The sequence below is a fragment of the Sphingomonas sp. GW821-FHT02B09 genome (assembly GCF_059421875.1).
Map to the genome: position 1 here is coordinate 1,047,193 of NZ_JBWKVV010000001.1, position 18,110 is coordinate 1,065,302.

The 18,110-nt window shown below is 69.1% G+C and carries 15 protein-coding genes; 9 read left to right on the top strand and 6 right to left on the bottom strand.

Translation table 11 applies throughout. The features are described 5' to 3' along the window. Positions 1-2 precede the first annotated feature (2 nt). Entirely contained in the window at positions 3-1,331 is a 1,329-nt protein-coding gene (locus AC07U4_RS04865) for a sensor histidine kinase (RefSeq protein ID WP_495195014.1), read from the top strand. A 101-nt stretch (positions 1,332-1,432) separates the two neighbouring features. On the opposite strand, the gene AC07U4_RS04870 is transcribed toward AC07U4_RS04865, so the two are convergent. Genes AC07U4_RS04870 through AC07U4_RS04885 form a run of 4 tightly spaced genes read right to left on the bottom strand, consistent with a single transcriptional unit; the run spans position 1,433 to position 5,873 of the window. Further along, on the bottom strand, positions 1,433-2,716 hold the full coding sequence (locus AC07U4_RS04870) for an MFS transporter (RefSeq protein WP_495194615.1): 1,284 nt from the start codon (positions 2,714-2,716) through the stop codon (positions 1,433-1,435). Further along, positions 2,713-4,839, bottom strand: a complete 2,127-nt coding sequence (locus AC07U4_RS04875) for a M3 family metallopeptidase (RefSeq protein WP_495194616.1) — start codon at positions 4,837-4,839, stop codon at positions 2,713-2,715. The genes AC07U4_RS04870 and AC07U4_RS04875 overlap by 4 nt, the downstream gene beginning before the upstream one ends. 51 nt (positions 4,840-4,890) lie before the next feature. After that, on the bottom strand, positions 4,891-5,094 hold the full coding sequence (locus AC07U4_RS04880) for a hypothetical protein (RefSeq protein ID WP_038660422.1): 204 nt from the start codon (positions 5,092-5,094) through the stop codon (positions 4,891-4,893). Then, the gene (locus AC07U4_RS04885) at positions 5,091-5,873 is read right to left on the bottom strand and encodes a Crp/Fnr family transcriptional regulator (RefSeq protein ID WP_495194617.1); all 783 of its coding nucleotides are present in this window, start codon (positions 5,871-5,873) and stop codon (positions 5,091-5,093) included. Before AC07U4_RS04885 ends, AC07U4_RS04880 begins: the two co-directional genes overlap by 4 nt. A gap of 172 nt (positions 5,874-6,045) precedes the next feature. Here AC07U4_RS04885 and AC07U4_RS04890 point away from each other — a divergent pair, with 172 nt between their 5' ends. Then, positions 6,046-6,312 carry a hypothetical protein gene (locus tag AC07U4_RS04890; protein WP_137896952.1) on the top strand — a complete coding sequence of 89 codons (267 nt, stop codon included), beginning with the start codon at positions 6,046-6,048 and terminating at the stop codon, positions 6,310-6,312. Between the two features lie 19 nt (positions 6,313-6,331). After that, positions 6,332-7,804: a phospholipase D-like domain-containing protein gene (locus tag AC07U4_RS04895; protein WP_495194618.1), complete on the top strand. Its 1,473-nt coding sequence runs from the start codon at positions 6,332-6,334 to the stop codon at positions 7,802-7,804. 76 nt (positions 7,805-7,880) lie between these two features. Here the strand turns inward: AC07U4_RS04895 and AC07U4_RS04900 are convergent, their stop codons facing one another. Then, complete coding sequence (locus AC07U4_RS04900) at positions 7,881-10,295, bottom strand: TonB-dependent receptor (RefSeq protein ID WP_495194619.1); 2,415 nt, start codon at positions 10,293-10,295, stop codon at positions 7,881-7,883. 126 nt (positions 10,296-10,421) lie between these two features. Continuing rightward, positions 10,422-12,044, bottom strand: coding sequence for an alkaline phosphatase D family protein (locus AC07U4_RS04905; protein WP_495194620.1), 1,623 nt, complete (start codon positions 12,042-12,044; stop codon positions 10,422-10,424). Between the two features lie 117 nt (positions 12,045-12,161). Between AC07U4_RS04905 and AC07U4_RS04910 the strand changes: the two genes are divergently transcribed. The 6 genes from AC07U4_RS04910 (at position 12,162) to AC07U4_RS04935 (ending at position 18,110) form a co-directional block, all read left to right on the top strand. Beyond that, positions 12,162-12,617, top strand: a complete 456-nt coding sequence (locus AC07U4_RS04910; protein WP_495194621.1) for a MarR family winged helix-turn-helix transcriptional regulator — start codon at positions 12,162-12,164, stop codon at positions 12,615-12,617. Positions 12,618-12,626: 9 nt separating this feature from the next. Further along, complete coding sequence (locus AC07U4_RS04915) at positions 12,627-14,615, top strand: FUSC family protein (protein WP_495194622.1); 1,989 nt, start codon at positions 12,627-12,629, stop codon at positions 14,613-14,615. Next, positions 14,612-14,839: a DUF1656 domain-containing protein gene (locus AC07U4_RS04920; protein WP_137896946.1), complete on the top strand. Its 228-nt coding sequence runs from the start codon at positions 14,612-14,614 to the stop codon at positions 14,837-14,839. Before AC07U4_RS04915 ends, AC07U4_RS04920 begins: the two co-directional genes overlap by 4 nt. Before the next feature lie 7 nt (positions 14,840-14,846). Next, positions 14,847-15,749 (top strand): efflux RND transporter periplasmic adaptor subunit, encoded by a 903-nt coding sequence (locus AC07U4_RS04925; RefSeq protein WP_495194623.1) that lies wholly within the window; start codon positions 14,847-14,849, stop codon positions 15,747-15,749. Further along, positions 15,746-17,164 (top strand): efflux transporter outer membrane subunit, encoded by a 1,419-nt coding sequence (locus AC07U4_RS04930; protein ID WP_495194624.1) that lies wholly within the window; start codon positions 15,746-15,748, stop codon positions 17,162-17,164. Before AC07U4_RS04925 ends, AC07U4_RS04930 begins: the two co-directional genes overlap by 4 nt. A 70-nt stretch (positions 17,165-17,234) precedes the next feature. Next, positions 17,235-18,110, top strand: coding sequence for an SDR family oxidoreductase (locus AC07U4_RS04935; RefSeq protein WP_495194625.1), 876 nt, complete (start codon positions 17,235-17,237; stop codon positions 18,108-18,110).

The window sequence follows — 18,110 nt, forward strand, 5'->3', positions numbered from 1 at the left end:
AAATGGCGGTCCTGATCGCGCTGGCGTTGTTCGTCGCGCAGGCGGTGAATTTCGGTCTGGCGCTGCGCGAGCGCGCGGCGTTTCGACTGGCGCAGGCGACGCGGCCCGTCGCGATCCGCATCGCCGATGCGATGGAGCGCGAGGCGCAGGGCGGCCGGCCGATCCCGCGCGACCATGGCCGTATCCGGCGTGCCGACCGCAACGATATCCCCGCCGGGCTGCCGCGTCTGCCCGAACTGGCGAGCGAATTGCGCGACCAATTACGCGAGCAGGGCGTCGAGGTCGGGCGGATTGATACGGGCGTGCGCAACTGGACCGCCATGGACGATGCGGTGCTCGGCCGCAGCATCGCGCGTGCCAGCCGGACGCGGCGCGACGGCGACCGGCCTGAGCAGGCGCTGCTGATCGCGATCGAGCGACCCCGGTCGGGCTGGCTGGCGGTGATCGTGCCATGGGGCGACGCTGGCGGCATGCACCTGTTCTGGCGATTGTTCGCGCAGACGTTGATCCTCTACGGCGTCGTACTGCTGCCGGTCTTGTGGATCGCACGACGGATCTCCCGACCGCTGCGCGAACTGACCGCGGCGGCGCAGCGCTTCGGCCGCGGCGGCAGCGAGACACCGGTGGCGGTGGAGGAGCACGGGCCGGCGGATATCGTCGGGCTGGTGCGCTCGTTCAACGCGCTGCAATTGCGCGTCACCGCCATGCTCGACGAGAAGGACCGGATGCTCGGCGCGATCGGGCACGATCTGCGCACGCCGCTGGCCGCGTTGCGCGTGCGGATCGAATCGGTCGAGGACGACACCGACCGCACGCGGATGGCGGACACGATCGCCGAGATGAACCGGACGCTGGACGACATCCTGTCGCTGGCGCGGATGGGACGGCCGAGCGAGCCGCTGACCGAGGTCGATCTTGCCGCGCTGGTCGATGCGGTGGTCGAGGATTTCCGCGATCTCGGCCAGGACGTCGCCTTCGAGGAGGCGGAGCGGTTGCGCATGCGGCTGCGACCGTCGCTGATCCGCCGCGCGATCCGCAACCTGATCGAAAATGCGGTGAAATACGGCGACGGTGCCGAGGTGCGGCTGGTCGCGGAGACGACCATGGTGCGGATCGAGGTAGCGGATCGCGGGCCCGGCATCCCGGAGGAACGGCTGGGGGACGTGTTCGAGGCGTTCACCCGGCTGGAGACGTCGCGCAATCGCGACACCGGCGGGATCGGTCTGGGGCTGGCGCTGGCGCGGACGATCGTGCGCGAGGCGGGCGGCGACGTGCGGCTGGCGAACCGCGACGGCGGCGGGCTGTGCGCGACGATCGAACTGCCGCGGTAAGCGATGTTTCGCGCTCGCCTGTCTCACACCGTTTGCCCTCAGCCTGTCGAAGGGCTTGAGTCTCAAGGTGCTTCGACAGGCTCAGCACGACCGGTCGGGGGTCAATCCTCCGCAATCTGGCTGTGCGCCTGCGTATCGCGCATCCGCCAATAGGTGATGAGCGATACCGCGATCATCGCGGTGACGTACCAGTAGAAGGCGCGCTCCATCTGCGCGTTCTTGAGCCATAGCGCGACATATTCGGCGGTGCCGCCGAACGCGGTGTTGGCCAGCGCATAGGGCAAGGCGACGCCGAGCGCGCGGATATGCGCGGGGAACAGCTCCGCCTTCACCACCGCGTTGATCGCCGTATAGCCGGTCACGATCACCAGCGCGGTCATCACCAGCGCGAAGGCGGCGAGCGGATTCTTCACCGTCTCCAGCGCGGTGAAGATCGGCACCGTCGCCAGCACGCCGGCGATGCCGAAACCGATCATCAGCGGCCGGCGGCCGATCCGGTCGGACAAGGCCCCCGCCAGCGGCTGCAACGCCGCATAGAGCGCCAGTGCGCCGGTCATCACCCAGGTCGCGGTCTCGCGGCTGAAGCCGCTAGTGTTGACCAGGAACTTCTGCATGTACGTGGTATAAGCATAGAAAGCGAGCGTGCCGCCGGCGGTGAGCAGCACCACCGTCGCCGCCTGCCGCGGATGTTTGGAGAAGAGCAGCCAGCCGCTCGACTTGGGCTTGTCCTTGGCATTGGTGAACGCCTCGGTCTCCATCAGCCCGCGACGGATGCGGAAGACGACGATCGCGAGCAGCCCACCCAGCGCGAACGGCAGGCGCCAGCCCCATTCCTCGAGCTGCCCCTCGCTCAGCACCGCCTGCAACAGCAGCAGCGTGAACAGCGCGAGCAACTGGCCGGCGATCAGCGTGACATATTGGAACGACGAGAAGAAGCCGCGCCGGTTCTTCCCCGCCATCTCCGACAGATAGACCGCGCTCGCGCCATATTCGCCGCCGACCGACAGGCCCTGCATCAGCCGCGCGAAGACGAGCAGCGCGGGCGCCCCCCAGCCGATCGTTGCATAGCTCGGGCAGATCGCGATCAGGAAGGCGCCGGCGCACATCAGCGTCACCGACAGCGTCAGCCCCGCCTTGCGACCCTTGCGGTCGGCGTAGATGCCGATGATCCACGCGCCGATCGGCCGCATGACGAAGCCGACCGCGAACACCGCGGCGGTGTTGAGCAATTGCGCGGTGGGATCGCCCTTCGGAAAGAAATGCGGCGCGAAATAGAGGCCGAAGGCGGAATAGACGTACCAGTCGAACCATTCGACGAGATTGCCCGCCGAGCCGCCGAGGATCGACTTGAGCCGGCCCGCCGGCGCCGCCGCCGCGCCGCTCATTTCGCCGCTCCGGTGGGGAAACCGCGCTTGCGCAGCAAGGCGTTGACGTCGGGGTCACGACCGCGGAAGGCGCGATAGGCTTCGGCACGGTCGGTCTCGTTGCCGGTCGACAGCAGGATCTTGGCGAACCGGTCCGCGGTCGCCTTGTCCCACGGGCTGCCCGCCTCCTCGAACGCCGCGAACGTGTCGGCGTCCATCGTCTCCGACCAGAGGTAGCTGTAATAGCCCGCCGAATAGCTGTCCGACGAGAACAGATGATTGAACTGCGGCAGGCGGTGCCGCATCACGATCTCACGCGGCATGCCGATCTCGGCGAGCGCCTTGCGCTCGAATGCGTCGGGATCGACGATCCCGTCGGCGACGGTGTGCAGCTTCATGTCGACGATCGCCGAGGACAGATATTCGGTGGTGGCGAAGCCCTGGTTGAACGTCTTCGACGCCTCGATCTTGTCGAGCAGCGCCTGCGGCATCGCCGCACCGGTCTGGTAATGGCGCGCATATTTGTCGAGCACGTCGCGGGTGAGCAGCCAATGCTCGTTCACCTGGCTGGGATATTCGACGAAGTCGCGCGGCGTACCGGCGAGGCCGGGATAGGTGACGTTCTGCAGCATCGCGTGGATCGCGTGGCCGAATTCGTGGAACAACGTCTGCGCATCGTCGAGGCTGATGAGGATCGGCTCGCCCTTGGCACCCTTGGCGAAATTGTTGTTGTTCGACGATAGCACATTCTGCGCCGGCGCGAGGTTGCGCTGGCCCCGATAGGTGTTGGCCCAGGCGCCCGAGCGCTTGCCGGTTCGCGCGAAATCGTCGCGGTAGAACAGGCCGACTTCCTTGCCGTTGCGGTCGGTGACGTGCCAGACGCGCATGTTCGGTTCGAACACCGGCACGGTGCCGGTGATCTCCTTGAAATTCAGCCCGTACAGCCGGTTGGCGGCGTAGAGCGAGCCCTGAATAATGTTGTTGAGCTCGAAATAGGGTTTGAGCTGCGCCTGATCGAGGTCGTAGCGGGCCTTGCGCACCTGCTCCTGATAGAAGCGATAGTCCCACGGCTCGATCGTGATCTTCGTGCCGCTCTTGTCGGCGATCGCCTGCATGTCGCGGACCTCTTCGCCGACCCGCGCCTTGGCGGCGGGCCAGACGCGCAGCATCAGGTCCATCGCCGCCGCGGGCGTCTTCGCCATCGTGTCCTGCATCCGCCAGTCGGCATGCGTCCTGAAGCCGAGCAGATGCGCACGGTCGGCACGCAGTTTGACGATCTGCGCGATCACCGCATTGGTGTCGTTCGCGTCGCCATTGTCGCCGCGGTTGGTGAAGGCGCGCCACACCTTCTCGCGCAGGTCGCGGTCGCTCGCGAAGGTGAGCACGGGATCGACCGCGGAGCGCGTGTTGACGATCGCCCAGCCGGTCTGGCCGCGTTCGGCGGCGGCGGCCTTGGCGACTGCCTTGACGCTGTCGGGGACGCCGGCGAGCTGCGCTTCGTCGGTGACGAAGATCGCCGTCCCCTCGTCGGCGAGCAGGCGCTTGGAGAAGTCGCTGAACGCGCTGGCGAGCTGCTGGTTATAGGCCGAAAGCTGCGCCTTCTGCGCCGCATTCAGCTTCGCGCCCTGACGGACGTAGCTGTCATAGGTGCGCGTCACCAACCGCTGCTGCTGCGCGTCGAGCTTGGCGCGCGCCTTGTAGACCGCCTCGATCCGCGCGAAAAGCTTGGGATCGAAGGTGATCGCGTCCGACGCGGCGGCGAATTTGGGCGACCATTCGCGGTCGAGCGCCTGATAGGCCGGGCTGTTCATATTGCCGGTCATCACGCCGAACAGCGTCATCACCCGGCCGTAGCGCTGGCCGGCGAGCTGCATCGGCACGAAGGTGTTGGCGAAGGTCGGCGCGGCGGGATCGTCGGCGATGCGGCGATAGTCGGCGGCGCGCTCGGCGAGGGCTGCCTCGAACGCGGCGGGGAACAGCTCCGGCTTCACCTTGTCCCAGGGGGGAACGCCGCCATAGGGACCGGTCCACTCGGCGAGCAGCGGGTTGGCCGTGGGCGACTGCGCCAGCGCGTCGGTGGCGATCAGCGTACCGGCACCGATGAGGGGCAGGCCGAATGCGGCGGCGACGAGATATTGCAGCAAGACGTTCTCCGGATCGTTCAGCGACCTAGCATAGCCGCTGATCCCGGCACGTCACCCCGGCTGATTGGCCTGCGCTTGCGCCGCATGCACGGCGGCGAGCAGGCGGCGCCCCGTCTCCGCGGCGGCCGCGGGGGTCATCGCCACCGCCACGCCGCCGGGACCATCGAGCAGCACCTGCCCGTTCTCCACCGACACGATCCCCGCCTCGGTCTGGACGGCATAGGGACGGCCGGCGTGCTCGTCTGCGAAGGTCATCCCGCCTTCCAAACGCCGACATCCGAATAGAGATAGTCGCTGGCGAATTCGGCCACGGCGCAGAGCCCGCGGTGGTCGAGGATTTCGACGCGGCCGTTCTTGAACGTAAGCAGCGCCCGCTCGCGCAACGTGCGCAAGGTGCGGTTGACGTGGACGCCGGTCAGCCCGCACGCCTCGGCGAGATCGGGCTGGGTGAGCGGCAGGTCGAACTTGCCGTCCCGCGCCAGTCCGACCATTTCAAGCCGCGCGTAAAGCTCGCAGAAGAAGTGCGCGAGCCGGCCCTCGGCGCCGAGGCGGCCGAGGCGGAAGATCCATTCGCGATGCATCGCCGCGTCGATCAGGGTTGCGAACCACAGGAAGCGGGTCAGGGCGGGATGCTCTTCGGTGATGCCGACCAGCGTCTGATGATCGAACAGCGCCATCTTGACCGGGCCGAGCGTGCCGATGTCATGATCGAGGCGGCCGGTCGGGAAGCCATGGAGATCGACGAAATCGCCCGGGATATGGACCGATACGAGCTGTCGATAGCCCTCGCGATCGTCCATGTAGCGAGTGACGTAGCCCTCGATCAGCATCATGCTGGTCTCGACCGGCTCGCCACGCCGGACGAGGTGGTGGCGCGCCGGATAGTCCTTCACCGTCGTTGCCGCGTCCTCGAGCACACGACGCTCCTCGAGCGTCATCCGCATGCGGCCACGGCCCATGAGGAAGCGGCCGGTCCGCGGGAATTGACCGAGATCGTCCTGGGTCTGCACAGTATCCGTCGGATCGTCTCTCATCAACACACTCTAACAGGAATCGGTGGCGTAACGTTCCATCGCAAGCTTCACGTCGCCGCGCAAGCCGGCGTCGGACGCGTGCCGATCGCGATGGCGAGCCGTGCTCGAATCGCGGCCGAGATGCACTGCGAGCTGGGCGGCGCGTGACGTGGAGGGTGACGCGCGAGGCGGAATGGAAAGCGACGCGGTGATCGAGGCCGCTTTCTACGGCACGAGGGGCGGCGCGGCGCTGCGCAACGTCGCCGGCTCCTTCTATGACTTCACGGCGCAGCATTTCACCGGTACGCACGCGACCACGCTGACCGCGCCACCCGATGCCTGGGGTGCGCGGTCGGCCGCCGTCTGGGCGGAGCAGCTCGCTGCCTCGCCCGCATTCGATCCAGCCGCGACGCTGTTCGCGCGCAGCGCCGAGGTGCTCGACCGCATCTATGGCCGTTAACGGGACTTAGCGCACGACCATGGGCGAACCAGCCACTTCATCGTCAGGGGTGTTCGAGCCCGGCCGCAACGTATGGCGGGTGGCCCGCGCCGAGCGGCTGTCGGTGATCGTCGATGCCGATCGCTATTTCGGGGTCGCGCGCGAGGCGTTCGCGCAGGCGAAGCGGCGGATCATGCTGGTCGGCTGGGACTTCGACGCGCGCATCCGGCTGGTCGGCAGCACCGGCACCACCGAGGGGCCGGAGACGGTCGGCGACTTCCTCTACTGGCTGGTCGAGCGCAATCCCGAGCTGGAGCTGTACCTGCTGCGCTGGGACGTCGGCGCGATGAAGTCGGTGTTCCGCGGCAAGACGATGTTCACCGTGCTGAAATGGGCGCGCCATCCGCGCATCCACGTCAAGCTCGACCACCACCACCCGACCGCCTCGTCGCATCACCAGAAACTGGTCTCGATCGACGATTGCCTCGCCTTCTGCGGCGGCATCGACATGACCGCGGAGCGCTGGGACACGCGCGCGCACCGCGACGACGATCCCGGCCGCAAGCTGCCGGGGGGCAAGCCGTACAAGCCGTGGCACGACGCGACCACCGCGATCACCGGTCCGGCGGCGGCGGCGCTCGGCGAATTGTGCCGGCAGCGCTGGAAACTGGCGACGGGGGTGATGCTGCCGCCGGTCGAGAGCGAGGGCAGCTGCTGGCCGGCGTCGCTCGAAGCGACCTTCGAGGGCGTCGACCTCGGCATCGCGCGCAGCCAGCCGGAGATGCCGGACGAAGCGCCGGTGACCGAGATCGAGGCGTTGTTCCTCGACCAGATCCGCAGCGCGCGCCGCCACATCTATTGCGAGAGCCAGTATTTCGCCTCGCGCCGAATCGCCGAGGCGATCGCGGCGCGGCTGGACGAGGCGGACGGGCCGGAGATCGTCATCGTCAACCCGCTGACCGCGCAAGGCTGGCTCGAGCCGCTGGCGATGGACACCGCGCGCGCACGGCTGGTCGAGACGCTGCGGCGGCGTGACACGCACGGGCGGCTGCGGCTGTACCATCCGTTCACCCGCGGCGGCACGGCGATCTATTGCCACGCCAAGATCACCATCGTCGACGACCGGCAGCTGCGCGTCGGCTCGGCGAACATCAACAACCGTTCGCTGCGGCTCGACACCGAATGCGACGTGGTGCTCGACGCCGCGCGGCATCCGGACGACGGGCTGGAGGCGAAGATCGTCGCGGTGCGCAACGACCTGATCGCCGAGCATCTCGACGTGCCGGCGGAGCGCGTCGGCCAGTTGATCGAGCAGACGGGGTCGCTGATCGAGACGATCGAGCGGCTGCGCGGGCCGGGCCGCTCGCTCCGGCCCTATACGGTGCCGGATCTGGACGGCGTCGAGAAATGGCTGGCGGACAATGAGGTGCTCGACCCCGAGGGGCCGGGCGAGATGTTCGAGGCGGTGACGCACCGCGGACTGTTCCGCGGGCGGCTGCGGCGGGTGCGCTAGGGGGATTCTACGCCCCCCAATGTTTGACAAACGATGAAATGCTGCGGGTGCCCGGGGCGTCCGGGCACCCGCTGCGTCAGAAGCCCCCCGACAAAGTGAAGAACGCCATCCGTGGTGGCTGGGCGTAGGTGTTGTAGGTCTTGACGACGCCGACGCCGGCGATCTCGTAGATGCCGCGGCGGGCGGTCAGGTTGGTGATGTTGACCGCGAACCGCAGGTTGTGGAGCCCCGCGACGACGTCCTGCGGCAGCGTGTAGGCGGCTTGCAGGTTGAGCAGGAACCGGCCCGGCACCGACTGGTCGTTGGTGTAGGTCGCGAAGCGCGGGCCGACGTAATCGCCGATCACCTGCGTCTCGAACGGGCCCGAGTTGAGCGTCAGCACGGTCTTGTTCAGCCAGCGCGCGACGTTGGGCACGTCCTTGCCGGCGGTCGCGATGACGCTGCTGCCGCTCTTGTAATCGTCGGCGTAGCGCGAGCGATTGTACGACAGCGCATTGTAGAGCGATACCGACGTGCCGAAGCGCAACGTCGCCGCCGCGTCGATGCCGTTGGTGCGCACGGCGCCGACGTTCTGAAGGATGCTCGCGCCGCCCAGCACCGAGCCGATCACCTGCGTCGAGCTGATCTGCAACAGCCGGTTGCTGAAATCGACGTGATAGGCGCTGATCTGTCCCTCGATCGCGGTCAGCGGGCCGGCATCGACGTGATGCCGGGCGCGCACGCCGGCTTCGTAGGTCCACGAGCTTTCCGGCTGGGTGTTCTTCCTGATCGCGTCGAACAGGTCCTGGCTGCCGACGTTATAGGGCGACAGGCCGCCGGCGATCGACGCCTGGAACTGGCGGACGTTCTGCTGGATGTGACCGAAAATCTGATCGTCGGGCGTCACGTCCCACACCGCGCCGATCGCCGGCAGGAACCATTTGCGCGTGTTGAGCTGCCCTTCGGGATAGCGCGTCGAGGTGCCGCCGGGCAGCGGCATCGCGTTCGGCAGCGGCTGGACGAGGACGCGGCCATTGGCGAATTGCAGGCTCGACTTGAAGCCGCCCTCGATCGTCAGCGTCGGCGTGACGTGCCAGCGGTCCTGCAGATGAAGCTGGACGACGTCGTAGCTCGTGACGCTGGCATATTGCGTCAGCTTCAGCAGCGCCGGGTCGGCCCATTCATAAGGCGACGGCGGCGGCGCATCGACCGGCACCGCATACCAATTGCGAAAGATCGTATTCCGATTGTGCTCGTACCAGCCGCCGAGGCCGATCTCGTGATCGCCGGCGGTGATCGCCAGCGACGAGAGCACGCCCTTGCGATCGATGCCATATTCGGTCGTGCGCAGCGCATAGCCCGAATTGCCGAAGACCGATTTCAGGTTCTGGCCGGGGAAATAGACGGAGAACAGCGCCGGCAGCCCCGCCGCCGACACCGGTCCGACGATCTGCCCCTGCCCTTCGTCGTGATGACCGTAGACCTGGTTGCTGAAGGTGACGGCATCGCTGAAGCGATAGTCGTACTTCACGTAGAACAGGTAATCGGTGCGCTGCGCATCGCCGTAATAATTGGCGTAATTGTTGGGGTTGTTCGCCGGCGGCTTGCCGTTGGCGTCGACGTAGCGCAGCGCCGCCTGCCAATCGGGATACAGCAACGAGCGATAATAGGGCTCCAGCCCGCCGGCATTGTGCGCGACCGAATCCTGATTGGGCTCGGCCTTATCGGACAGCGCGGCATAGCCGGTGAGCGTGCCGTGTTCGCCCTTGTGGACGAATTTGGCATTGGCCTGCCAGCCGCCCTGTCGCGCCGGGAATTCCCAGGCGCGCGCCTTCTGGCGGACGATCGAGAGATAGCCGCTGTTGGTGCCGCCGAACGCCTCGGCATTACCGCTGTCGAGGCGCAGATAGGTGCGTTGCGCGTCATAGCTGCCGAGCGTCTGCGCGAAACGCAGGCCGGCGCGCGCGGTCGGCTGGCTGGTATAGGTCTCGAGCCCGCCACCGAGGTTGCTCGCCGAGGCGGTGGCGAGATCGGCGGCGCCCGAGGTCAGGCGGACCGAGCCGACATCCTCGCTGATCACCGCGCGCTGCGGCGACAGGCCGTTGTAATTGCCGTAGGACTGGTCGCCGAGCGGCACGCCGTCGAGGGTGAAGCCGAGCTGGTTCTGGTTGAAGCCGTGGACGATCAGCGAGATGTTCTGTTCGTTGTTGCCCCACGGATCGGCGGTCTCGAACTGGACACCGGGCAGCGTCTGGATCGCCTTGACCGGGTTCACGCCGGGCAGCACCTTCTGCATCTCGGCGCCGTCGATCGTCACCGCCGAGCGCGTGGTGCGCGCGGCGGTGACGACGACCACGCCGTCCTGATCGTCACCCTGCGCCGCGGCGGCGGGCGCAGCGGCATCCGGCGCCGTCTGCGCCGCGGCGGCGGAGGCCTGGCCGAGCGCGGCGATGGAGACGGCGAGCAACAACGCGCCGCGGCGATGGCGCGCGGCGATGAACGGCAATGACATGACTTTCCCCAATGCGACCGCACGACCGCGGTCGACCGTGCGGTTAGGGGCAGGGTGTGACGCTTCGGCGTCGTTTTGATTGCGGTATCAAGTTTCTCGCAAACGTTTGTGTTGAAGTGATACGGATCACGCCATCGTGTGGCGGTCGCGCAACACGGTCGCGCGATGACCGACCGTGCCGCGGGCGTTCCGCGCCTTGATGCCGTCGACCATGATCCATTCGTTGGTGACGCGATCGGCGGCGACGGTCATCGCCATATAGCCGCGGCGCGACGTGTCGCACCATTTCAGCTCGGGATTGGCGCGGACGAGCGCGGCGGCGACCTGCGCGGGATCGGTGCCGACGCTGCTCTCGAACCCCGGCGAGGTGACGCTGTGGCCGGCGAATTCGACCGCGGCGGGGCGGCCGTCCTGGACGAGGTCGTAGGCCCAGGCGTTGTGGCTGTCGCCCGAGATCAGCACGGTGTTGCCGCCGATCTGCTGCACCGACTTGAGGAAGCGCGCGCGGGCGGCGGGATAGCCGCCCCAATTGTCGTAATTGAACGGCAGTCCCAGCGCGCCGGCGGCGACGCCGGCCTGAATGTAGCCGCGCGCCTCCGGCTTCATCGCGGCGAGCCAGCCCTGCGTCTCGGGCGGCATCACCGTGGCACCCATGATCGTGCCGAAGCCGACGATCTGCCACGGCCGGCCGCTGCGTACCGAGGCGCGCATCGCGTGGCTCAGCCACACCTCCTGCTGGCTGCCCATCATCGTCACCGCCGGGTCCTGCCACGGACCGTCGCGGAACGCCTTGAGCGCGGCGACGGGATCGGCGGCGCGGAACAGCGGCGCCACATCGGGCTGGCGGGTGCGCGCGAGCAGCCGCGTCTCGGTGCGGAACAGCGTCGCGAGGCCGCCGATGTCATAGGCCTTCCACGGCTCGTCCGAGACCGGCATCCATTCGCGATAGGCCTGGATCGAGGCGGCGCGGCGGGCATTCCAGTCGCCCTCGGTTTCGGGCGTATGGTTCTCGGCGCCGCCCTCCCAACTGTCGTTGGCGCTCTCGTGATCGTCCCATTGCACGATCATCGGCATGGCGCGGTGCAGCGCCTGGAGATCGGGGTCGGCGCGGTAGCTGCCGTAGCGGAGGCGATAATCGGCGAGGTGAATGATCTCGCTCTGCGGCGCCGGGGTGCGGCCGGGAACGGCGTCGGCGGGCAGCGGATAATGCGCCGGCGCATATTCGTAGAGATAATCGCCGAGATGGATGGCGCAGTCGAAGCCGCCCTGCGCGACCGCGTTCGCATACGCGTTGAACCAGCCGAAGCCGATGTTCGAGCAGGAGAAGATCGCGGCGCGCCAGGTCTTCATGCCGTCTTCGGGCGGTGTCGCGGTGCGGCCGACCGGCGAGTGGCTGCCATCCGGCGCGACGAAACGGTAATGGTAGCTGCGGCCGGGCTGGAGGCCGTCGACGGTGATCTTGGCGGTATGGTCGCGCCACGGGCCGGTGATCTGCGCGCCGCCGGTGACGATGCGGGCGAAGTCGGGGGTCTCCGCGACCTCGACGCGCAGTTCGACGGGGCCGCCGTCGGCGGGAACGTAGCGGGTCCACAGCAGCACCGAATCGGCGGCGGGCTCGCCGCTCGCCACCGCATGGGTGAAGCCGCGGGCGTTGCCCAGTGCCTGGAGCGCGAGCGCGCCGCCGGGCAGCGCGGTGGCGCCCAGCCCGATCATGGCGGTCTTCATCAGCATGCGGCGATCGAGAATCATGATGGTGCTCCGGTGACGTTGCGCCGCCCATGCAATGCGATTGTGAAACGTGCGCGACGCCTGCCGCGCCATAACAAGACCCTTGCGATTAGTTAGCTACCTATCTATCTGCGCCGGGTGACCCGTCCTACCCCTGCCCAGATGCGCGCTTTTTCGGCGCACCTCGTGCCGCTCGGCCGTCGCTATCGGCGCGCGCTCGACGACGGCCTCGCCGGCCTATCGCTGTCGCATACGCCGGCGCTGGCGGTGATGCTGATCGGCCGCGCCGCCGAAGGGCTGCGTCAGGGCGCGCTCGCCGACCAGCTCGGCGTCGAGGCGCCGTCGGTGGTGCCGCTGATCGACCAGCTCGAACGCAGCGGCCTCGTCGAGCGGCGCGTCGACACCACCGACAAGCGCGCGCGCCTGCTCCACCTCACCGCCGCGGGTACGACGCTCGCCACACAGGTCGAGGCGCGGACGGCGGAAATCCGCCAGACGCTGCTCGCCTGTATCGAGGCGGAGGAGCTGGTGGTCGCGACGCGGGTGCTCGACCGGCTCCATGCGACGATGACGCGCCTCGACGAACAGGGCTGAGCGGCGGCGATGCGGATCGGGCTGCGCGAGACGGTGTTCTCGGTCAATTGCTTCGCGGCGGCGATGCTGGCGCTGTTCGTGTCCTTCTCGCTCGGGCTGGAACGGCCGTTCTGGGCGATGGCGACGGTCTATATCACCAGCCAGCCGCTGAGCGGCGCGGTGCGGTCGAAGGCGGTGTTCCGGCTCGCCGGCACCGCGGTCGGCGGGATCGTCACCGTGCTGCTGGTGCCGGCGCTGGTCAACGCGCCGGTGCTGCTGTCGCTGGCGCTCGCTTCGTGGGTGGCGCTGTGCCAGTTCGTCTCGCTGCTCGACCGGACGCCGCGATCCTATCTGTTCATGCTGGCAGGCTATACCGCGGCGCTGATCGGCTTTCCGTCGGTGACGCATCCCGAGGCGATCTTCGACACCGCGGTGCTGCGCGTGCAGGAGATCGGCATCGGCGTGCTCTGCGCCGCGTTCATCCATGCGGTGATATGGCCGCGCAGCGTCAGCCAGGTGTTCGGCGGCCGCGTCGCCGGGGTGCTGGCGGAGGCGGAGGCGTGGATCGCCGACGTGCTCGCCGCCGCGCCGGTGGCGAGCACCGGACGCGAGCGGCGCAAGCTCGCCGGCGACATCACCGACCTGCACGTCACCGCGACGCATATCCCGTTCGACACCGCGCGCATTCGCCCGACGCGCGCGCTGCTGACCGGGATGCAGGACCGGCTGGTGCTGCTGATCCCGCTGGTCTCCGCGGTCGAGGACCGCTGGCGCAGCCTGATCGCCGCCGGGCCGCTGCCCGCGCCTTTGGCCGATGCGGTGGCGACGGTGCGCGACTGGGTGACCACCCCCGCCCTGCCCGCCGCGCCGGTGACCGCCACACTCCGGATTGCGCGTGACGCGATTGCGGCGGACGGCTGGCGCGACCTGCTCGCGCTCAACCTGCTCGCCCGGCTGGAGGAGCTGGTGCTCGCCCTGGCCGAGGCGCGGACGCTGGTGGCGGCGGTCGCCGATCCCGCCGGCCGTCCGCCGCCTGCGCTCGGCGCCGTTGCCGCACGACCACTGCATCGCGATTACGGGCTGGCGCTGCTGTCCGCGACCGCGACGCTGCTGACCGTGCTCGGCTGCTGCCTGTTCTGGATCGCCACCGGCTGGCCGGAGGGGGCGGTCGCGGCGATGATCGCGGCGGTGGTCTGCTGCTTCTTCGCGACGCTGGACGATCCGGTGCCGGCGCAGCGCGGCTTCCTGCTGTGGACGATCGCGTCGCTGCCGCTCGCCGCGCTCTATCTGTTCGCGATCCTGCCGGCGATCGACGGCTTCGCGATGCTGACGCTGGCGATGGCACCGCCGCTGCTCGCGATGGGCGCGGTGATGGCGAACCCGAGCTGGTACGGGCGGATGGTGCCGATGATGCTCGGCTTCGCGGGCGGGCTGGCGCTGACCAACAGCTTCACCGTCGACGCGGCGAGCTTCTTCAACGCCAATGTCGCGCAGATCATCGGCATCGCCGCGGCGATGGTGATGACGCGGCTGATCCGCAGCATCGGCGCCGGCACCGCGATCCGCCGGCTGCGCCGCGCCGGCTGGCGCGACCTCGCCGCGCTCGCCGAACGCCCGGCGGACCCGGCGGTGGCGCAGATCGCAGCGTGGCGCAGCCGCATGCTCGACCGCGTCGGCCTGCTCGCCAGCCGCATCGGCGAGGTGGAGGACGAGGAGCGCGACGCCGCCGCCGCGACGCTGCGCGAATTGCGCATGGGGCTGAGCATCGCGCAGATTGCGCCCGTTGCCGACCATGCCGCGCTGCGCGCCGCGCTGGCCCGCCACTTCCGCGCGCTCGCCAGCGGGGACGATGTCGCGCCCCCGGCCGAGCTGCTCGACCGGATCGACGGTGCGATCGCCGCCGGCCGCACGATCGCCGATCCCGAGGAACAGCGCGGGCAATTGATCAATCTCGTCGGATTGCGGCGCAACGTCTTCCCCGCCGCGCCCGACTGGCACGATGCGAAGGCGGCGGCATGACCGCCGACCTGGATATCGGCGGCGTGTTCGTCCACCCGCTGCTGCTCGCCGCGATCCTCGCCTTCGTGCTGGCGGAGGCGATCGGCTGGGCGCTGGCGCGGGCGCGGCTGTATCGTTTCGTCTGGCATCGCGGCCTGTTCGACGTCGCGCTGACCATCGTCCTGTGGGCCGGGATCGCCGGCCTGATCACCGGCGGCGACCCCGCCGCGGCTTTTTTCAGCTAGAAAGACCATGACTCCACATCCTTCCCTGCGCGTCGTCCTGCGGATCGGCGTCACGCTCGCCGTCGTGCTGCTCGCGGTGGTCGCCGGTCGCCGGCTCTGGGCGCATTACGAGACCGAGCCGTGGACGCGCGACGGCCGCGTGCGCGCCGATATCGTCCAGGTCGCGCCGGACGTCTCCGGCCTCGTCACCGAGGTGCTGGTCCGCGACAACCAGCCGGTCGCGGCGGGGACGCCGCTGTTCCGCGTCGACCGGCCGCGCTACCGGCTGGCGGTGGCGCAGGCGGCGGCGGCGGTGGCGGCGCAGCGGGTGCAACTGGCGCAGGCGCGGCGCGAGGCGCAGCGCAACCGCACGCTCGGCGACCTCGTCGCGGGCGAGGTGCGCGAACAGGGCGACGCCAAGGTGGCGCAGCTCGCCACCGCAGTGTCGCAGGCGCAGATCGCGTTGCAGACCGCGCAGCTCAACCTCGCCCGGACCGAAGTGCGCGCCAGCGTCGCCGGCACGGTCAGCAACCTCGATCTGCGGCCCGGCGACTATGCCACCGCCGGCCATCCCGAATTCGCGATCATCGACCGCGGCTCGCTGCATATCATCGGCTATTTCGAGGAGACCAAGCTGCCGCGCGTCCATGTCGGCGATCCCGTGCGCGTCCGGCTGATGGGGGACGATCAAATCATCGCCGGCCATGTGCAGAGCATCGCCGGCGGCATCGAGGATCGCGATCGCAGCGCCGGCGCCAATTTGCTCGCCAACGTCAATCCGACCTTCAGCTGGGTGCGGCTGGCGCAGCGCATTCCGGTGCGGGTGGCGATCGACCGGCTGCCGCGCGGCGAGATGCTGGTGGTCGGCCGTACCGCGACGGTCGAGGTGCTGCCGCGCGCCAGGCAGGTGGCGGCGGGAGCGCGAGCATGACGCGCCGCATCGCGCTACTGGCCGCCACGCTGCTCGCCGGCTGCACCACCGCCGGACCCGATTACCATCGGCCCGGCGCCGCGGTGATCGCGCGGCCGAGCGCCACCGCACCGTTCGTCGGCGGCGACGAGGCGGCGTTCGCGGCGCTGGCGCCGGTGCCCGACCGCTGGTGGCAGCTCTATCGCGATCCGCGGCTCAACCGGCTAGTCGAACAGGCGCTCGCCGCCAATACCGACCTGCGCGTCGCGACGGCGAATATTGCGCGCGCGCAAGCGTCGCTCGACGTCGCCGAGGATGGCCGGCGCGTCCAGACGCAGGTGCAGGCGTCGCCCGGCTATGCGCAGCGTTCGGCGGAGGAGGAATTGCGGCCCGGCGCGGCTTTGCCCCGTTCGTTCGTCTATGCGGCGAGCGCCGGCATTTCCTATCAGCTCGATCTCGCCGGGCAAGTGCGCCGCGCGATCGAGGCGGCGGATGCCGATGTCGCCGCGACCCGCGCCGCCTATGACAGCGTCCGCATCACCGTCGCGGCGGACACCACCCGCGCCTATCTCGATGCCTGTTCGTCGGCGCGCGAGATCGGCGTCGCGCAGCGCGCGCTCGACCTGCAGAGCCGGACGACGCGATTGACCGAGCGGCTGGTCCGCGCCGGGCGTAGCGGCTCGCTCGATGCGACGCGCTCGACGACGCAGGAGGCGCAGGTGCGCGCGACGATGCCGGCGTTGCAGGCGGCGCAGCGGCTGGCGCTGTACCGGCTGGCGACGCTGACCGGCCGACCGCCCGCCGAGTTCGACCGCGATGTCGCCGCCTGTACCGGCGAGCCGCATCTCGACCGGCCGATCCCGATCGGCGACGGAGCCGCGCTGCTGCGCCGTCGCCCCGACGTGCGCCGCGCCGAATGGGAGCTGCGTGCGGCGACCGCGCGGATCGGCGTCGCAACCGCCGATCTCTATCCGCGCATAGCGCTCGGCGCCTCGGTCGGTTCGGTCGGCCTTGCCGAGCGGGCATTGGGCAGCGACACGTTCAAATTCTCGCTCGGACCGCTGATCAGCTGGCAATTCCCCAACCGGACGCGGGTGCGGGCGCGGATCGCCGCGGCGCAGGCGGAGAGCGATGCCGCTTATGCGCGGTTCGACGGCACGGTGCTGACCGCGCTGCGCGAGACCGAGAGCGGCCTGACCGTCTATGCGCGCGATCTCGACCGGGTGGCGGCGCTGCGCGAGGCGAGCCGTCAAGCGGGCAAGGCGGCGCGCGATGCCGAGACGCTGTTCCGCGCCGGGCGGACCGGCTTCCTGCCGGTGCTCGACGCGCAGCGCACCGCGATCGGTGCCGAACAGACGCTCGCCGCGGCGGAAAGCCGGCTCGCCGCCGATCAGGTGCAGCTGTTCCTCGCGCTCGGCGGGGGCTGGCAGACGTGATCGCACGGGGTACGGACCGAACGCCGGCCTGCCTCGTTCCTGCTGCGACACGCCCCAGACAGGAACCCCGATGACCAACGATCCCCGCACCAGCGCCCCCACCCGCTTCCCCGACGAGCCGCAGCAGCCCGCCCCCGGCATCGAGGCGAAGATGCGCAACCGTCCCGATCACGGCGAGGACAGCTATCGCGGCAAGGGCCTGCTCGACGGCAAGGTGGCGCTGATCACCGGCGGCGATTCGGGCATCGGCAAGGCGGTGGCGATCGCTTATGCCCGCGAAGGCGCCGACGTCGCCATCTCCTACCTCGCCGACGAGCAGGTCGACGCCGAGGATACCAAGGCGTGGGTCGAGAAGGCGGGCAAGCGTTGCCTGCTGCTGCCCGGCGACATCCGCAGCGTCGCGCAGTGCACCGCCCTGGTCGACCAGACGGTGGCGGAGCTCGGCAAGCTCGACATCCTCGTCAACAATGCCGCCGCGCAGACGATCAACGAGGATATCGACAGTATCGACGATGCCGAGATGGAGGCCGCCTTCGCCGCAAACGTCTTCGCGATGATCCGCCTCGCCAAGGCGGCGGCGCCGCACCTCAAGCCGGGCTCCGCGATCGTCAACACGACGAGCATCCAGGCGAAGACCGCGACCGAGAACATGATCGTCTATGCGACCACCAAGGGTGCGATCAGCAGCCTGACGATCGGCCTGTCCAACCTGTTCGCGCCCAAGGGCATCCGCGTCAACGCGGTCGCGCCGGGGCCGGTGTGGACGCCGATCCAGCCGATCGCCAAGCCGAGCGACGAGCTGGAGACGCTGGGCGAATCGACCCCGCTCGGCCGCGCCGGCCAGCCGGGCGAACTCGCGCCGGCTTATGTACTGCTCGCCTCGAACGAGGGCAGCTACATCACCGGGGCGATCGTGCCGGTGACCGGCGGCATGCCGATGTATTGA

Excerpts from the sequence above, each read along its gene's own strand:
- AC07U4_RS04885 (WP_495194617.1), bottom strand. The coding sequence starts at position 5,873 with ATGAGAGACGATCCGACGGATACTGTGCAGACCCAGGACGATCTCGGT.
- AC07U4_RS04935 (WP_495194625.1), top strand. The coding sequence starts at position 17,235 with ATGACCAACGATCCCCGCACCAGCGCCCCCACCCGCTTCCCCGACGAG.
- AC07U4_RS04890 (WP_137896952.1), top strand. The coding sequence starts at position 6,046 with ATGGAAAGCGACGCGGTGATCGAGGCCGCTTTCTACGGCACGAGGGGC.
- AC07U4_RS04920 (WP_137896946.1), top strand. The coding sequence starts at position 14,612 with ATGACCGCCGACCTGGATATCGGCGGCGTGTTCGTCCACCCGCTGCTG.
- AC07U4_RS04895 (WP_495194618.1), top strand. The coding sequence starts at position 6,332 with ATGGGCGAACCAGCCACTTCATCGTCAGGGGTGTTCGAGCCCGGCCGC.
- AC07U4_RS04905 (WP_495194620.1), bottom strand. The coding sequence starts at position 12,044 with ATGATTCTCGATCGCCGCATGCTGATGAAGACCGCCATGATCGGGCTG.
- AC07U4_RS04880 (WP_038660422.1), bottom strand. The coding sequence starts at position 5,094 with ATGACCTTCGCAGACGAGCACGCCGGCCGTCCCTATGCCGTCCAGACC.
- AC07U4_RS04865 (WP_495195014.1), top strand. The coding sequence starts at position 3 with ATGGCGGTCCTGATCGCGCTGGCGTTGTTCGTCGCGCAGGCGGTGAAT.
- AC07U4_RS04930 (WP_495194624.1), top strand. The coding sequence starts at position 15,746 with ATGACGCGCCGCATCGCGCTACTGGCCGCCACGCTGCTCGCCGGCTGC.
- AC07U4_RS04925 (WP_495194623.1), top strand. The coding sequence starts at position 14,847 with ATGACTCCACATCCTTCCCTGCGCGTCGTCCTGCGGATCGGCGTCACG.
- AC07U4_RS04900 (WP_495194619.1), bottom strand. The coding sequence starts at position 10,295 with ATGTCATTGCCGTTCATCGCCGCGCGCCATCGCCGCGGCGCGTTGTTG.
- AC07U4_RS04915 (WP_495194622.1), top strand. The coding sequence starts at position 12,627 with ATGCGGATCGGGCTGCGCGAGACGGTGTTCTCGGTCAATTGCTTCGCG.
- AC07U4_RS04870 (WP_495194615.1), bottom strand. The coding sequence starts at position 2,716 with ATGAGCGGCGCGGCGGCGGCGCCGGCGGGCCGGCTCAAGTCGATCCTC.